Annotated in this window: 13 protein-coding genes; 7 read left to right on the top strand and 6 right to left on the bottom strand. The window is 65.7% G+C overall.

The features are described 5' to 3' along the window. Positions 1 to 81: 81 nt before the first annotated feature. Positions 82 to 1,590: a glycosyltransferase family 39 protein gene (locus IVB29_RS08110; protein WP_247502868.1), complete on the top strand. Its 1,509-nt coding sequence runs from the start codon at positions 82 to 84 to the stop codon at positions 1,588 to 1,590. Between the two features lie 132 nt (positions 1,591 to 1,722). Here IVB29_RS08110 and IVB29_RS08105 read toward each other — a convergent pair whose 3' ends face one another. Beyond that, a complete protein-coding gene (locus IVB29_RS08105) occupies positions 1,723 to 2,529 on the bottom strand; it encodes a uracil-DNA glycosylase (protein ID WP_247502867.1) in 807 nt (268 codons plus the stop codon). Between the two features lie 134 nt (positions 2,530 to 2,663). Between IVB29_RS08105 and IVB29_RS08100 the strand changes: the two genes are divergently transcribed. From IVB29_RS08100 to IVB29_RS08090, 3 genes are all read left to right on the top strand, one after another. Continuing rightward, on the top strand, positions 2,664 to 4,325 hold the full coding sequence (locus IVB29_RS08100; RefSeq protein ID WP_247502866.1) for an electron transfer flavoprotein-ubiquinone oxidoreductase: 1,662 nt from the start codon (positions 2,664 to 2,666) through the stop codon (positions 4,323 to 4,325). A 311-nt stretch (positions 4,326 to 4,636) separates the two neighbouring features. Continuing rightward, positions 4,637 to 6,433 carry a tetratricopeptide repeat protein gene (locus IVB29_RS08095; protein WP_247502865.1) on the top strand — a complete coding sequence of 599 codons (1,797 nt, stop codon included), beginning with the start codon at positions 4,637 to 4,639 and terminating at the stop codon, positions 6,431 to 6,433. A gap of 28 nt (positions 6,434 to 6,461) precedes the next feature. Continuing rightward, complete coding sequence (locus IVB29_RS08090) at positions 6,462 to 7,346, top strand: 4-(cytidine 5'-diphospho)-2-C-methyl-D-erythritol kinase (RefSeq protein ID WP_247502864.1); 885 nt, start codon at positions 6,462 to 6,464, stop codon at positions 7,344 to 7,346. Between the two features lie 122 nt (positions 7,347 to 7,468). Here IVB29_RS08090 and IVB29_RS08085 read toward each other — a convergent pair whose 3' ends face one another. The 5 genes from IVB29_RS08085 to IVB29_RS08065 form a co-directional block, all read right to left on the bottom strand. Continuing rightward, positions 7,469 to 8,347 (bottom strand): alpha/beta hydrolase, encoded by an 879-nt coding sequence (locus tag IVB29_RS08085; RefSeq protein ID WP_247502863.1) that lies wholly within the window; start codon positions 8,345 to 8,347, stop codon positions 7,469 to 7,471. Continuing rightward, complete coding sequence (locus IVB29_RS08080; RefSeq protein WP_247502862.1) at positions 8,340 to 8,972, bottom strand: LysE family translocator; 633 nt, start codon at positions 8,970 to 8,972, stop codon at positions 8,340 to 8,342. Before IVB29_RS08080 ends, IVB29_RS08085 begins: the two co-directional genes overlap by 8 nt. Positions 8,973 to 9,031: 59 nt before the next feature. Next, complete coding sequence (fabF, locus tag IVB29_RS08075; RefSeq protein WP_247502861.1) at positions 9,032 to 10,294, bottom strand: beta-ketoacyl-ACP synthase II; 1,263 nt, start codon at positions 10,292 to 10,294, stop codon at positions 9,032 to 9,034. A 1-nt stretch (position 10,295) separates the two neighbouring features. Beyond that, on the bottom strand, positions 10,296 to 10,811 hold the full coding sequence (locus tag IVB29_RS08070) for a helix-turn-helix domain-containing protein (protein WP_247502860.1): 516 nt from the start codon (positions 10,809 to 10,811) through the stop codon (positions 10,296 to 10,298). Between the two features lie 363 nt (positions 10,812 to 11,174). Beyond that, a complete protein-coding gene (locus tag IVB29_RS08065) occupies positions 11,175 to 12,182 on the bottom strand; it encodes a polyprenyl synthetase family protein (protein ID WP_247502859.1) in 1,008 nt (335 codons plus the stop codon). Positions 12,183 to 12,315: 133 nt separating this feature from the next. On the opposite strand from IVB29_RS08065, the gene IVB29_RS08060 reads away from it, so the two are divergent. The 3 genes from IVB29_RS08060 (at position 12,316) to IVB29_RS08050 (ending at position 14,444) form a co-directional block, all read left to right on the top strand. Beyond that, positions 12,316 to 12,543 (top strand): DUF2007 domain-containing protein, encoded by a 228-nt coding sequence (locus tag IVB29_RS08060; protein WP_247502858.1) that lies wholly within the window; start codon positions 12,316 to 12,318, stop codon positions 12,541 to 12,543. Between the two features lie 8 nt (positions 12,544 to 12,551). Then, positions 12,552 to 13,319, top strand: coding sequence for a methyltransferase (locus IVB29_RS08055; RefSeq protein WP_247502857.1), 768 nt, complete (start codon positions 12,552 to 12,554; stop codon positions 13,317 to 13,319). Positions 13,320 to 13,535: 216 nt separating this feature from the next. Beyond that, positions 13,536 to 14,444 (top strand): S49 family peptidase, encoded by a 909-nt coding sequence (locus tag IVB29_RS08050; protein ID WP_247502856.1) that lies wholly within the window; start codon positions 13,536 to 13,538, stop codon positions 14,442 to 14,444. Positions 14,445 to 14,466 lie beyond the last annotated feature (22 nt).

Raw genomic sequence — 14,466 nt, 5'->3', positions numbered from 1 at the left:
CAGCGCGTGACCCCCTTTATCAAAACAGTGTTGAGCGAATAGGGCCGGCTGGACGGGTTGGCTGCATCTTTCAGGCGTTGCATGCGGTTTACCTCCCTGGTCATCGAGCTCATTCGCGCCCGGCCGCGGCTGATCGTGTGGATCGCCGTGCTGCTCCAGGCCGCGATGTGGCTGTTCGTGGCGCTGCTGTTCTATCGCAGCCCGCCCGGCAGCCTCGCGACTCTGCTGGCGTTCGGCCGCGAGTACCAGGTCGGGACTGATCTCGGCCCGCCCCTGCCGATCTGGCTTGCCGATATCGCCTACCGCACAGCCGGCGGCAACATGTTCGGCGTCTATGTGCTGGCCGAGCTCTGCGAGATCGCGACCTTCATCACGCTATATTATCTCTCCCGCGCCGTGGTCGGCTCGCAGCAGGCGGTGTTGGCGGTGCTCTTGACCATGACGGTGCTGGCGTTCTCCTCGCCGGCGCTCGACTTCGGCCCGCTGGTGCTGGCGCGCCCGCTCTGGGCGCTGCTGCTGCTGCACTCCTGGCAGATCATCGGCCAGCGCCGCGGCAATGCCTGGTTCGCCTGGTCGATCGAGGCGGGCCTCTTGCTGCTGACCACGCCCGCAGCGATCTTCCTTCTCGTGCTGCTCGTCATCTTCGCGCTCTCGACCGCCGGCGGCCGCCGCACGCTGCGCGCGCTCGATCCGCTGTTCGCGCTGATCGTCGTCGCCGTGCTGGCGCTGCCCTACGCGGTCTGGCTGATGCGCGCCGAGACACTGGTCCTGCCGACCTTGCCTGAGCTCGCGGAGCTGAACGCCCGCGCGATCCACGCGGCCTGGCTGCTCGGCGGGCTCGTGCTCGGGGCTGCAGCGATCCCGGCGCTGACCTTCCTCAACACCGGCCTGTTCGTCGCCAAGGTCGAGGACGCGCCGATCATCTATCGCCCCCCGGTCGAGCCGCTCGCGCGCAATTTTGTGTATTTCTTCGCGCTGGCGCCGGCGCTCGGTGCGGTGCTGATCTCGAGCCTGCTGGGCCTCGAATCCATCGTCGGCGGCGCCGGCGTCGTGCTGGTGATGTCCGGGCTTGCCGTGGTCGTGGCCGCCGGCGATCTCATCGCGATGCGCCGCGCGCGCATGCTGCGGACGGTGTGGGCTGCCGCCGTCGTCGCGCCCGCCGTCGGCGTCGTGCTCGCCGTGCTGTTCCTGCCCTGGACCGCGACCAACGAGATCGCGACCTCGATGCCGGCGCGCGCGATCTCGGATTTCTTCGACGACAGCTTTGCCCGCCGCACCAATCTCCGCCTGCGCGCGGTCGCCGGCGAGACCCAGCTTGCGAGCTTAGTCGCGCTGCATTCCGGCCGGCCGCATCTGTTCATCGATGCCGCACCTGCGCGGACGCCGTGGATGTCGCAGGCCAAATTCAGCGAGACCGGCGGCGTCGTGGTCTGGCGCGCCTCCGATACGGCCGGCACGCCGCCGCCGGAAATCCTCGCGCGCTTCCCCGGCATCGTGCCCGAAGTGCCGCGCGCCTTCGAATGGCTGGTCACCGGCCGCCAGCAGCTTTTGCGAATCGGCTGGGCCATCGTGCGGCCGAAGGGAAGTTGAGCCGCCTGCGTAGCTCTCTCCGTCATCATGCGAGGAGCTCTTGCGACGAAGCAATCCAGAGTGCCTCCGCGGAGAGATTCTGGATTGCTTCGCTGCGCTCGCAATGACGGGGATAGAGCGTTGTGCCCCCCACTATCCCGCCAGCACCTTCGCGATCGCACGCAGATCCTGCCACGCCAGCCGCTTGTAGGATGGCGAGCGCAACAGATAGGCCGGATGGAACGTCGCCAGCGCGCGGATGGTGCGCTGGCCGGTCTCGTACTCGAACCAGCGTCCGCGCGTGCGCATGATGCCTTCGCGGGTCGAGAGCAGCGTCTGGGTCGATGGATTGCCGAGCGTCACCAGCACATCGGGATTCACCAGCTCGATCTGGCGCTGGATGAAGGGAAGGCAGATCTGCGTCTCCTGCGGCGTCGGCGTGCGGTTGCCGGGCGGTCGCCACGGAATCACGTTGGCGATGTAGGCGGTGGTGCGGTTGAGGCCGATGGCGCCTAGCATCAAATCGAGCAGCTTGCCGCTGCGCCCGACGAAGGGCAGCCCCTCGATGTCCTCGTCGCGGCCCGGCGCTTCGCCGACGAACATGATGCGCGCCTGCGGATTGCCATCGGCGAACACCAGCCGCGTCGCCGTGTGTTTCAGCGCACAGCCCTCGAAGCTTTGCATCAGCTCGCGCAGCGCCTCGAGCGTCGGCGCGGTTCGCGCAGCCTCGCGTGCTGAGGCGATGGCGACATCAGGCGCAGGTGCGACCTCGCCGCGCATGACGGTGGGCGCTGCGACGGGCCGTGGCGGCTCGACCAGAGGCGCGGCGCGCGGGGCCGGCGGCGGGGCATCCATTTCCGCCAGACGGTCTATCGACTCCTCCGCGAGCGCGCAGTCGACACCGGCCTCCAGATAGAAGGCGAGTAGCTCTCGGACGGTGGGTGCGGGCTCGGGGATCATGGGAAGTCGGACTTTTATATCAGTTCGGGGCGGCTTGCATCCCACTGGAACGCGATTCCGAGGTTGTCCTACCCGGAAAAATCGGAAACAACAGGGCGCAAACGACCAAGGACCGTCTCAAGGGCTGAGATCAGATGAGCACCGAAGAACTTCCCCCGCGCGAATCCATGGAATTCGACGTCGTCATCGTCGGCGCCGGCCCCTCGGGCCTGGCCGCGGCGATCCGGCTGAAGCAGCTCAATGCCGATCTTAATGTCGTCGTGGTGGAGAAGGGCTCCGAGATCGGCGCGCATATTCTTTCCGGCGCCGTGATCGACCCGGCCGGGCTCGACAAGCTGATTCCCGACTGGCGCGAGGATTCCGACTGTCCGCTGAAGACGCAAGTGAAGGACGACCGCTTCTACTGGATGACGGCCGGCGGCGCGATCAAGCTGCCGAACTTCATGATGCCGCCGCTGATGGACAATCATCACTGCTATATCGGCTCGCTGGGTAACGTCTGCCGCTGGCTCGGACGCAAGGCCGAGGCGCTTGGCGTCGAAATCTATCCCGGCTTTGCCGCCGCCGAAGTGCTCTATGACGAGCAGGGCGCGGTGAAGGGCATCGCCACCGGCGACATGGGTATCGGGCGCGACGGCAAGCCGAAGGACTCCTTTACCCGCGGCATGGAATTGCTCGGCAAGTACACGCTGTTCGCCGAAGGCGCGCGCGGCAGCCTGACCAAGCAGCTCATCGCGAAGTTCGCACTGGACTCCAAGAGCGAGCCGGCGAAGTTCGGCATCGGCCTCAAGGAAGTCTGGCAGATCGATCCCGCCAAGCACCAGAAGGGCATGATCCAGCATTCGTTCGGCTGGCCGCTCGACCTGAAGACCGGCGGCGGCTCGTTCCTCTATCATTACGACGACAACCTCGTCGCCGTCGGTTTCGTCGTGCATCTGAACTACGATGATCCGTATCTGTCGCCGTTCGACGAGTTCCAGCGTTTCAAGACTCATCCCTCGATCCGCGGCACTTTCGAAGGCGCCAAGCGGCTTGCCTATGGCGCGCGCGCGATCACCGAGGGCGGCTATCAGTCGGTGCCGAAGCTCACCTTCCCCGGAGGTGCGCTGGTCGGCTGCGCGGCCGGCTTCGTCAACGTTCCCCGCATCAAGGGCGTGCACAATGCGATGGGCACCGGCATGCTCGCCGCCGAGCATGTCGTGTCGGCGCTCGCTGCCGATCGCGCCAATGACGAGATCATCGATTACGAGAACGCGTGGCGTTCCTCGTCGGTCGGCAAGGATCTGTTCCTGGTCTGCAACGTCAAGCCGCTGTGGTCCAAGTTCGGCACCGTGCTCGGCGTCGCGCTCGGCGGCTTCGACATGTGGTGCAACACGCTGTTCGGCGCCTCGCTGTTCGGCACCCAGTCACATGCCAAGCCCGATCGCGCCACGCTCGATCCGGCCAAGCAACATGCGCCGAAGAACTATCCGAAGCCGGACGGCAAGATCTCCTTCGACAAGCTGTCCTCGGTGTTCCTGTCCAACACCAATCACGAAGAGGACCAGCCGGTCCATCTGAAGGTCACGGACATGAACCTGCAGAAGACCTCCGAACACGACGTGTTCGCCGGTCCCTCGAATCGCTATTGTCCGGCTGGCGTCTATGAGTGGATCGAAGAAGGTTCGAGCCCGCGCTTCCAGATCAACGCCCAGAATTGCGTCCACTGCAAAACCTGCGACGTGAAGGACCCCAACGGAAACATCACCTGGGTTCCCCCGGAGGGCGGCGGCGGCCCGAACTACGAGGCGATGTAAGCCGGGACCCGGACCAAAGCGAACCGGGGCCGATGTGACATGCCCCCGGCATTGTGACGCACGTTCGCGTGAGAACCGGGGCGGGATAGCGGCCTGCGGCCACGATAAGGCCATACTGGCAGGGTCTTGGGGCATTGTCGGCCGATTTGGGGCGTGCGGAGGGGATCGCGCGGCCCGAATCCTTGCGGTGAAGCGCCAAAAGCGGCATTGTCGGCCTGACGGTTCCGGGTCCCGATGCCACCGGCCGCGTTCGCATGCGATACGGCCTTCTGCTGCAAACCCAGGCACTACCAACTCAAGGCGAGCCCCTGATGTTCTCAAATCGTTTCAACCGCTGGACTGTTGCCGCCATCGCCCTGATGGGCACCGCGATCGCGGCGGTCCCCGGCGCGGCCCTGGCGCAGACGCCGGACCATCCGTCCGACACGGCGGCGCAGTTTCCGAACCGAAATGATCTGAAAGCGCTCACGACCTCCGGCAGCTATCTCGCCGCCCGCCACGCCAGCGTCGAGCGCGATGCGGCCTCGGCCGCCGCATTCTACCGCTCGGCGCTCCGCACCGACCCCAAGAACAACGAGCTGCTCGACCGTGCCTTCATCTCGTCTGTCGCCGATGGCGACATCGACGAAGCCGTGAAGCTTGCCGAGCGTATCCTGACCATCGACAAGACCAACCGCGTCGCGCGGCTCGTCGTCGGCGTGCACGATCTCAAGTTCAAGAAATACGCGACCGCGCAGACCAACATCAACCAGTCGATCCGCGGTCCGATCACCGATCTCGTTGCAACCCTGCTGTCGGGCTGGGCCGCCTACGGCGCCGGTGATGCCAAGGGCGGTGTCGCCACCATCGACAAGCTCGCAGGTCCGGAATGGTATCCGCTGTTCAAGGACCTCCACGCCGGCATGATCCTCGAGCTCTCCGGCAAGGAGAAGGACGCTGGCACCCGCTTCGAGCGCGCCTACAAGCTCGATGATTCCATGCTGCGCGTCACCGAAGCCTATGCGCGCTGGCTGTCGCGCAACAAGGATTCCGCCGCCGCGACCGCCGTCTACCAGGCGTTCGACAAGAAGCTCGCCCGCCATCCGCTGATCGTGGAAGGTCTGCGCGACACCAAGGCCGGCAAGAAGATGCCGCCGCTGGCCGACTCCGCGCAGGCCGGTGCCGCAGAAGCGCTGTACGGCATCGGCGCCACGCTGACCCGCCGCGGCGGCGAGGATCTGGCGCTGGTCTATCTTCAGCTCTCGCTCTACCTCCAGCCGACCCATCCGCTGGCGCTGCTCTCGCTCGCCGATCTCTATGAATCGGTGAAGCGGCCGCAGATGGCGATCAAGGTCTATGAGCGCGTACCTGCGACCTCGCCGCTAAAGCGCAACGCGCAGATCCAGCTCGCCATTGATCTGGATTCCGCCGACCGCACCGACGAGGCGATCAAGATCCTCAAGGGCGTCACGACTGACGATGCCAAGGATCTCGAAGCCATCATGGCGCTCGGCAATCTCGAGCGCGGCCGCAAGAAGTTCGGCGACTGCGGCGCGACCTATTCGCGGGGCATCGACGTGCTGCCTGCCGGCAACGACAAGGCCAACAGCGTCTGGTATTATTATCGCGGCATTTGCGAGGAGCGCTCCAAGGAATGGGGCAAGGCCGAAGCCGACATGAAGAAGGCGCTCGAGCTGCAGCCCGATCAGCCGCACGTCCTCAACTATCTCGGCTATTCCTGGATCGACCAGGGCGTGAATCTCGACGAAGGCATGAAGATGATCAAGCGCGCCGTCGAGCAGCGTCCCGACGACGGCTACATCGTCGACTCCCTCGGCTGGGCCTATTACCGCATCGGCAATTACGAGGAGGCGGTGAAGAACCTCGAGCGCGCGATCGACCTCAAGCCCGAGGATCCCACTATCAACGATCACCTTGGCGATGCCTATTGGCGCGTTGGCCGCACGCTGGAAGCCAAATTCCAGTGGGCGCATGCGCGCGATCTCAAGCCCGAGCCGGATGAACTTCCGAAGATCGAGGCCAAGATCGCCAACGGCATGACCGAGGACAGTTCGAACTCTTCGGCCGCGCAGGCGGAGAAGAAGAAGGACGACGGCAAGGGCGGCTAGACTAACTGAAGTTGGGGGCGTGTCGCCGATGCCGGCGTTGATTGAAGAAGGGCGCGCGAAGGTCAATCTGACCCTTCGCGTGATCGGCCGTCGTGCCGACGGCTATCATGATCTCGAAAGCGTCGTCGCGTTCGCCGACTGCGCCGACCGGCTGACGCTGGAGCCGGGCGGTGAGCTTAAGCTCGCCACCACGGGACCGCTGGCCGCGGCTTGTGGCGAGATGTCCGATAATCTCGTGTTCAAGGCCGCCAAGCTCCTGGCCGAAGCTGTGCCGGGCCTGAAGCTCGGCGCCTTCGCGCTCGACAAGGTGCTCCCCGTTGCCGCCGGCATCGGTGGCGGCTCGGCGGATGCTGCTGCGGCGCTGCGGCTGCTGGCGCGTCTCAACAATCTGTCGCTCGATGATCCCCGCCTCCGGAAGGTCGCGCTTGCGACCGGCGCCGACGTGCCGGTGTGCCTGTTCTCGCGCGCCTGTGACATGACCGGTGTCGGCGAGCAGCTGTTGCCGCTCGCGTTGCCGAGCATGCCCTGCGTGATGGTCAATCCGCGCGTGCCGGTTGCGACCAAGGATGTGTTCCAGGAGTTGGGCCTGCGCAACGGCGAGCTGCTCGTCGGCGCCACTGATGTCCTCGACGCTCCGGCCTGGCCGGAAGAGGGCGGCTCGATCGCCGACTGGGTCGACGTTCTCGAAACCGTCGCCAACGATCTCGAAGCGCCTGCGTTACGCATCGAGCCTGTGATCGGCGAGGTGCTGGAAGCCTTGCGCGATTCCGCCGGCATCAAGCTCGCCCGCATGTCCGGCTCGGGTGCGACGTGCTTTGCGATCTATGGCGCGCCCACCGAGGCGCACGCCGCCGCTGAAAGGATCCGCAGGGATCACCCCGGCTGGTGGGTGCATGCGGGGACGTTGAGCTAGGACTTTCCGCGACGACGGTGCCGTAGGGTGGGCAAAGCGAAGCGTGCCCACGCCATTTTTGTGACCGGGAGAGGTGGTGGGCACGGCGCTGTCGCGCCTTTGCCCACCCTACGGCAGCTGAGCTAACTCGCACCGTCCTTGTCGAGCCCCAAAAACCGCCGGATCTCGCCCAGCACCTCCTGCGGCTTGTCGTGCTGTAGCCAGTGCCCCGCGCCGGCGATGGTTTCGACGCGCGCGTTCGGAAAATAGCGCTCCAGCCCCGCCGCCCTGGCGCCGGCCAGAAAACTTTCGCCGGCATTGAGCAGCAGCGTCGGGCACGTAATGCGCGACCACAGCGCGACGTGATCGTCCGGCCAGAGCCGGTGCGGCGCAGAGGCGCGCTGATAGGGATCGAACTTCCAGCTATAGGTGCCCTCCTCGTTCTGCCGCGCGCCGTGGGTAGCAAGGTGCAGCGCGAGGTCGCGCGACAGCCGCTTGTTGTGAAGCACCATCTGCGCGGCGGCATCCTCAAGGGTCGCATAGCGGCGTGGCGTGCGGTCGTGCAGCCTGTCGAGCTGGCTGACCCATTTTCCGATGCGCTCATGCGCCGGCGGCTTCGGTGTATCCGGCAACATGGTCACGCCGTCGAGCACGACGAGCCTGGAGACCAGTTCGGGGAATGCCCCCGAAAAGATCAGGCTCACCATGCCGCCCATCGAATGGCCGATCAGAGTGATTTGAGGCGCCGCGATGCTGCGGACGAGTTGGGCGAGATCGTAGACATATTCGGTCAGCGCGTAGCTGCCGCCTTTGGTCCAGTCGGAATCGCCATGGCCGCGCAAATCGGGCGCGATCACGTGGAAATGGGCTTGCAGCGAGCGGGCGATGACGTCCCAGCTCCGGCAATGATCGCGGCCGCCGTGAACGAGGATCAGGGGCGGCGCGCCGTCGTTGCCCCAATCGGCATAATGCAGCCGCAGGCCGTGTGATTCATAGAAGCGGCTTTGCGGGGCACTATCCATTTGCCGGCCGCCGCGCCAGTGCGAGCGAGACGCCGAGGCCGGCGATGAAGACGCCGGAGCCCTGGGTGAGGCGGCGCATCAGATTCGGTCTTCCGATCAGTTGCGCGCGCGTGGCGGAGGCTATCAGCACCACGACGACATCGACGAGCGTGTTCAGCGTCACCGAGATTGTGCCGAGCATGATGAATTGCAGCGTCGGGCTCGATCCCGCGGGATCGAGGAACTGCGGAATGAAAGCCAGGAAGAACGCCGCGGTTTTTGGATTCAACGCCTCGACCAGCACACCGTCGCGGAAGGCACGCTTGTCGCCGACGGCTTCGCTGTCGAGCGACAGCGCGCGGCCAGCACTGAGAAACGTCTTGATGCCGAGCCAGACCAGATAGAGCGCGCCGATAAGCTTTACCACGGCAAACAGCTCAGCGCTGGCAAGAATGATCGCGGAGATGCCGAGGCTGCCCGCGATGACATGAACCAGCCCGCCCAGCGCCGTGCCCGCGGTCGACGCAAAGCCGCTGGCGCGTCCCTCCGACAAGGTCCGTGCCGCGACGTAGAAAATGCCCGGGCCGGGAATGGCGGCAATGAGACAGGCTGCGGCCAGGAACAGCCAGAAATTCGTTTCGATCATCCTGTTTTCGTAGCGTAGCGCGCCGCGATTGCAAGGCTTCTGGTCGAGAGGCCCCTCGTTTAGCCCATCCTGCGGAAGATCGCGCTGGCATTGACCCCGCCGAAGCCGAACCCGTTGGAGATCGCGTGCTGCATCGGCATCTGGCGCGCTGCGCCGGAGACGATGTCGATGCCTTCCGCCCGCGGATCAGGATTTTCGAGATTGAGCGTTGGCGGCGCGATCTGGTCGCGCAGGGCCAGGATCGTGAAGATCGCTTCCAGCCCGCCGGCGGCGCCGAGCAGATGGCCCGTCGCCGATTTCGTCGCGCTCACCGCGATGCTGCGGTTACGGCCGAACAGCGCGGCGATGGCGCCGAGCTCGCTCTCGTCGCCAGCCGGCGTCGACGTCGCATGCGCGTTCAGATGCTGCAAATCCGCGGGCGCGAGGTTGGCTTGCCGAAGCGCGATCTCCATCGCACGGCGGGCGCCGTCGCCGTCGGGCGGACCTGATGTCATGTGATAGGCGTCCGCCGTCGTGCCGTAGCCGACGATCTCGGCAATTGGCGTCGCGCCGCGCGCGAGCGCATGCTCGAGCTCCTCGATCACGAGGATGCCGGCGCCTTCGCCCATCACAAATCCCTCGCGGTCGCGATCGAACGGGCGCGAGGCGCGCGTGGGCTCGTCGTTGAAGGAGCTCGACAGCGCGCGTGCCGCGGCAAAGCCGCCGAGGCTGACGATATCGATGCAGGCCTCCGCGCCGCCGCAGATTGCGGCATCGGCTTCGCCGGCGCGGATCATGCGCGCGGCATCGCCGATCGCCTGCACGCCGGCGGCACACGCGGTGACGGGGGTGCCCAGCGCGCCCTTGTAGCCGTATTTGATCGAGACGTGGCCGGCGGCGAGATTGGCGAGGAACGAGGGGATCGTGAACGGCGAGAGCCGGCGCGCGCCGCGGTGCTCGGTGATGCGCACCGCCTCCGCCATCGCCGGGAAGCCGCCAACGCCGGAGGCGATGATCGTTGCGGTCCGTTCCAGCGCGCTCGCGTCCTGCGGCGTCCATTTGGCTTGCGCGACCGCCTCTGCGGTGGCGAGCAGCGCGAACAGGATGAAGCGGTCCATCTTGCGCTGGTCTTTTGGCGCGGCCGCCTGCGCGGGGTCGAAGCCGCCTTCGGCGTCATCGGCCTTGTCGGGCACGAGACCGGCAATGCGCGCGGGTAGTGATTGTGCCCATTCGGGCAGGGGACGCAGCCCGCTTTGGCCGGCGAGCAGCCGGCGCCAGGACAGCTCGACACCGCAGCCGAGCGGCGACACCGCGCCCATGCCTGTCACGACGATACGACGCATGTCAGTCTCCAGCCGGCGCAACGGCCGGGTTCATGGCTTTGAGCGAAGCGAGCCGCGCGCGCATCCCGCGGCTGGCGCGCGGTCCCGCGATGATGACCGCGTTGTCGAGCGTGATCGGCTGCATGTCGGCGGCATCGACGACAACAGGGGCAAACGGACGACGATCGGAGCGGTTCGCCAGCAGGATGGCTTCGCCCTTCGGCGCGAGATGCTTGTTGCCCCAGGCGAGCAGTGCCGCGACAACGGAGAAGAAATCCCGCGCCTTTTCCGTCAGCACATATTCGTAACGCGGCGGGCGTTCGTTGTAGCGGCGGCGGACGAACATGCCGGTCTTGGTGAGATGGGCAAGCCGCCGTGACAGGATGTTCGGTGCGATGCCGAGATTGCGTTCGAACTCGTCGAACCGCGTGGAGCCCTGAAACGCATCCCGCAGGATCAAAATGCTCCACCACTCGCCGACCGTCTCCACGGCACGGCCGACCGGGCATTCCAGGATCGAGGGGGATTTGGGCTGCATGGCGGGAAGGTAGGGCAGTAACTTGCAAAATGCAAGTCACTGGACGGGCTCGTGCTCCGGACGCAGCGCAGCGCTTTTCTGGCGATGCGGAGCATCGTCCAGTCGCGGTGCGCCGCGTCCGGGGCCCATGTTGCTGATGATTGCGGATGTCGCGTAGGTCCCGGCTCTGCCCAGCAGCGTTTCACGCCGCAGCGCGTCCGGGACACGAGAGCTGCTCCGTCATTGCGAGCGTAGCGAAGCAATCCAGAATCTTTCCGCGGAGGGACTCTGGATTGCTTCGCGGCGCTCGCAATGACGGTGTTGCTGCAGTGGTGGCGCTAACTCAGTCGTGCCGTCCCGACTGGTGCGCCAAAGACGCGAGCCCTAATGCGACCGCGCCAGACAGAACGCCACGACCTGCTCCAGCGCGCTCTTCATCGGCGAGGACGGGAACAGCGCCAGCGCGTCGACGGCCATGGCGCCGTAATGGTGGGCGCGGCTGATCGTGTCCTCAAGCGCGCGGTGCTTGTTCATCAACCCGATGGCGTGGTCGAGGTCGGTGTCGCCGATCTCGCCGCGCTCGAGCGCCTTGATCCAGAAGGCGCGCTCGGTGTCGTTGCCGCGGCGGAAGGCGAGCACGACGGGCAGGGTGATCTTGCCCTCGCGAAAATCGTCACCGGTGTTCTTGCCGAGCTTGGCGCTCTTGCCGCCATAGTCGAGCACATCGTCGACGAGCTGGAAGGCGATGCCGAGATTCATGCCGACCGAGCGGCAGGCGGTCTGCTCGGCCTTCGGGCGGTTGGCGATCACGGGGCCGACCTCGCAGGCCGCCGCGAACAGCTCGGCGGTTTTGCCGCGGATCACGGCGAGATATTCGTCCTCGGTGGTCGCGGTGTTCTTGGCGGCCGCAAGCTGCATCACCTCGCCCTCGGCGATGGTGGCGGCCGCCGCGGAGAGAATGTCGAGCGCGCGGAGCGAGCCGACCTCGACCATCATGCGGAAGGCCTGTCCGAGCAGGAAGTCGCCGACCAGCACGCTCGCCTCATTGCCCCAGAGCATGCGCGCCGAGAGCTTGCCGCGGCGCATCTCGCTCTCGTCGACGACGTCGTCGTGGAGAAGCGTGGCGGTGTGCATGAACTCGACGGACGCGGCGAGCTTGATGTGGCCGTCGCCGGTGTAGCCGGCCAGATTGGCCATGGCGAGCGTCAGCATCGGCCGCAGGCGCTTGCCGCCGGAGGAGATGAGGTGGTTGGCGACCTCCGGGATCATGGTCACATCAGACCCGGTCCGCGACAGGATCGTGGCGTTGACGCGCTCCATGTCACCGGCGACAAGGGCAACCAGCTGTTCGATCGACGCGCCGGGAGTTTCGAAAGGTACGATGACGGCCACGCCGGTCTCCAATATTTGCCCCGGAAGGGCTATTCTGATGGAAATACAATAGAAACTGGCGGCGGATGCGGCAAGGCCTGCGGAACCATTGACATTTGCCCCTTTAGCCCCCTTCGGGCAGGAGACCTCAGTTTTGCGTGAACTGGTTCGGACCAACGATATGGTGCTGGTGTCAGCGATCGGTGCGCTGCTCGACGGCGCCAACATCCACCATCTGGTGCTGGACCAGAACATGAGCATCATCGAGGGCTCGCTCGGCATTTTGCCGCGGCGGATCCTGGTCCATGAGGACGACGCCCGGGAGGCGCGGACGCTCCTCACCGAGGCCGGCCTCAGCCACGAACTGCGCGGCGATGATTGAGGCTCCGAATGGTTGACGTCTTGGCAGACATCACCGAGGACGCCTTTCTCGGTGGGCAATTGCGGCTGAAGCAGAAGCGCTCCGGCCATCGCGCCGGCCATGACGCGATCCTGCTTGCGGCGGCGACGGAGGCTCACGCGGGCGACCGCGTGGTCGATCTCGGCGCCGGCATCGGCACGGCCGGGCTGGCGCTCGCCCGGCGCGTGGCAGGCGTCAAGCTCAGCCTGGTCGAGATCGATCCGGAACTCGCCGAGCTCGCGCGCGCCAATGCGGCGGGAAATGCCATTGCGGCCGAGGTGATGATGCTCGACGTCACGGCCGATGCGCAGGCGTTCGCGGCACACGAGCTTGGGCCCGACAGTGTCGACGTGGTGCTGACGAACCCGCCCTTCAACGTTTCCACGCGGCATCGTGGCTCGCCGGATCAGATGCGTCACACCGCGCATGTGGCGACGGAGGAGACGCTGCATGCGTGGGTGCATGCAGCGCGGCGTATCCTCCGATCGAATGGCGCCCTGACATTGATTTGGCGCGCAGATGGGATCACTGAGGTTCTGGCAGCGCTGTCACGCGGCTTCGGGAGTCTTGCGATCCTGCCGGTTCATGGCGAAGCGGGACGGCCCGCGATCCGCGTGCTGGTGCGCGCCATCAAAGGCGGCAGAGCTCCGACGCGATTGCTGCCGGGTCTCATGCTTAACGAAGAGTCACGCGTGCCTAAAAAAGAGGTGAGGGATATTCTGGAGGGGAGGGCGGTGTTGCCGCTCGCGGAGCCGTGACGGCTTACTGCGGAAGCGATTCCGACTGCTGCTCCTGCGGGGAGTAAATGCGAATCGCCGTGAAAAGCGCACCGATCAGCAGCATCAGCAGGTAGATCTTCATGGTGTTTCCTCCGCTGCTTCATTGCAGCTTCCCAACGAGGAATCTGCAAAACACGTTCCAGGCACTTCCAATGACACTCGCGTGATAAGAATTGGTTAACCAGAGGTAACGGCATGGCCGAACAATTGAATGATTCCCGGAGTTCCGGCTGGGCCGACAAGCTCATGCAATATCTGCCGGCGCGTTTCCGCCCCGGCACGGCCGTGGTGCCGGTGGTGCGACTATCGGGCGTGATCGGTGCGGTGACGCCGCTGCGCCCGGGCATGTCGCTCGCGGGTGTCGCGCGGGTGCTGGAGCGGGCGTTTTCATATCGGAACGCCAAGGCGGTGGCGCTGGTGATCAACTCGCCCGGCGGCTCGCCGGTGCAGTCGCGCCAGATCTATCTGCGCATCAAGCAACTCGCGGCGGAGAAGAAGCTGCCGGTGCTGGTGTTCGTCGAGGACGTCGCGGCCTCCGGCGGCTACATGATCGCCTGCGCGGGTGACGAGATCATCTGCGATCCCTCTTCGATCTTGGGCTCGATCGGCGTGGTCGGCGGCAGCTTTGGTTTCCAGGAGGCGATCAAGCGGCTCGGCATCGAGCGGCGCCTCTACACGGCTGGCACGCACAAGGCGATGCTCGATCCGTTCCTGCCCGAAAACCCCGACGACGTCGCCAAGCTGAAGGCGCTTCAGCGCGAGATCCACCAGATATTCATTGCCCTGGTGAAGGAGAGCCGCGGCACCCGGCTGAAGGGCAGCGACGACACGCTGTTCACGGGCGAATACTGGGCCGGCGAGAGTTCGATCGCGCTGGGGCTCGCCGACAGCATCGGCGATCTCCGCTCAACTCTTCGTGCCCGCTATGGCGAGAAGGTTGTCACCCCCGTGATTGCGCAGCCGACCGGTCTGCTGTCCGGCCTTCTGGGGCGCAAATCTCCCGGCGCGGGGCAGCTTTCGGCCATGGAATCAATGGCCGGACTGCCGGACGATCTGATCTCGGCGGTGGAGACGCGGGCGATTTGGGCGAAATTCGGGTTCTAGGCGACGCCCGCCCGCGCCATTT

This window comes from Bradyrhizobium sp. 1 (genome assembly GCF_023073315.1).
GTDB lineage: Bacteria > Pseudomonadota > Alphaproteobacteria > Rhizobiales > Xanthobacteraceae > Bradyrhizobium.
The sequence above is the reverse complement of the archived record's forward strand: the minus strand, read 5'-3'. Positions and strand labels throughout refer to the sequence as shown.

Coding starts and splice junctions, on each gene's coding strand:
- IVB29_RS08110 (WP_247502868.1), top strand. CDS start 82: ATGCGGTTTACCTCCCTGGTCATCGAGCTCATTCGCGCCCGGCCGCGG.
- IVB29_RS08105 (WP_247502867.1), bottom strand. CDS start 2,529: ATGATCCCCGAGCCCGCACCCACCGTCCGAGAGCTACTCGCCTTCTAT.
- IVB29_RS08100 (WP_247502866.1), top strand. CDS start 2,664: ATGAGCACCGAAGAACTTCCCCCGCGCGAATCCATGGAATTCGACGTC.
- IVB29_RS08095 (WP_247502865.1), top strand. CDS start 4,637: ATGTTCTCAAATCGTTTCAACCGCTGGACTGTTGCCGCCATCGCCCTG.
- IVB29_RS08090 (WP_247502864.1), top strand. CDS start 6,462: ATGCCGGCGTTGATTGAAGAAGGGCGCGCGAAGGTCAATCTGACCCTT.
- IVB29_RS08085 (WP_247502863.1), bottom strand. CDS start 8,347: ATGGATAGTGCCCCGCAAAGCCGCTTCTATGAATCACACGGCCTGCGG.
- IVB29_RS08080 (WP_247502862.1), bottom strand. CDS start 8,972: ATGATCGAAACGAATTTCTGGCTGTTCCTGGCCGCAGCCTGTCTCATT.
- fabF (WP_247502861.1), bottom strand. CDS start 10,294: ATGCGTCGTATCGTCGTGACAGGCATGGGCGCGGTGTCGCCGCTCGGC.
- IVB29_RS08070 (WP_247502860.1), bottom strand. CDS start 10,811: ATGCAGCCCAAATCCCCCTCGATCCTGGAATGCCCGGTCGGCCGTGCC.
- IVB29_RS08055 (WP_247502857.1), top strand. CDS start 12,552: ATGGTTGACGTCTTGGCAGACATCACCGAGGACGCCTTTCTCGGTGGG.
- IVB29_RS08050 (WP_247502856.1), top strand. CDS start 13,536: ATGGCCGAACAATTGAATGATTCCCGGAGTTCCGGCTGGGCCGACAAG.